1 pseudogene is annotated in these 947 nt (G+C 48.7%); it reads left to right on the top strand.

The features are described 5' to 3' along the window. Window positions 1–947 (top strand): annotated as a pseudogene (locus ADI74_RS06655) (hypothetical protein); the annotation flags it as partial.

Raw genomic sequence — 947 nt, 5'->3', positions numbered from 1 at the left:
AACTAGTCAGTACGCGACTAATGAAGAGGGCGAGATTACTGGTGTTCGTCAGGGAGATGGGAGCCTGATCCAATACGAGTATGATGCTTATGGTAATATCTCGAAGATGATTTACCCAGATGGCAGTACAGTCTCCTACACTTATGATGAACTGGATCGTCTGACTTCCGTGACAGATGTCAAGGGACAAAAGACCAGCTATAGCTACAACCCAGCAGGGGATCTGACGGAGGTTAATCGAGGAGATGGGACTAAGAGCTTCTTGACCTATGACAAGGCTCACCGCCTCACCGAACTCCGTCATGTGGATAAGCAGGACAAGCTCATCTCCAGCTATGGCTATGAGTATGATGATGGTGGCTATATCGCCAAAGAAACCATCAAGCAGGATGGTGAAACCCTAGTCCATACCTATACCTACGATACTCTGGGTCAAGTGGAAAACATGACGGTATCGGATGGAGCTGGTAAGGAACTCTCTAAGCTCTCTTACACCTATGACCTAGCCGGCAATAAACTGACCAGCACCGAGACAGTCGATGGTAAGGAGAACCAGACACGCTTTACCTATGATGACCATAACCGCTTGACCAAGCTGGAAGGCCCAGATGGCACCATCACCTATACCTACGACAAGAATGGCAATCGCATCGCTTCTGAGAAGAACTCAGAAAAGCTAGACTACATCTACGATACAGAGAATCGCCTGCTTGCGATCAAGGACAAGAAGGGCCTTCTCATGGCTGCGCTTTACGACGGGGATGATAACCGTGTCTTCACTGCCAGTCGCAAGGAAGGCAAGAACACTTATCAACTCTTCCAACGCAAGCCAAAGGATACCAAGTCCGGTCGTAAGTCACCATACACAGCCCCAAGTGGAGAAGAAAACTCCCTCTTCTGGTATGGCTTTAGTCAGAATGTCCTCCAAGCTCTATCCACATTACCGC

Source organism: Streptococcus pseudopneumoniae (genome assembly GCF_001074565.1).
Taxonomy (GTDB): Bacteria; Bacillota; Bacilli; order Lactobacillales; family Streptococcaceae; genus Streptococcus; species Streptococcus pseudopneumoniae_J.
The sequence above is the reverse complement of the archived record's forward strand: the minus strand, read 5'-3'. Positions and strand labels throughout refer to the sequence as shown.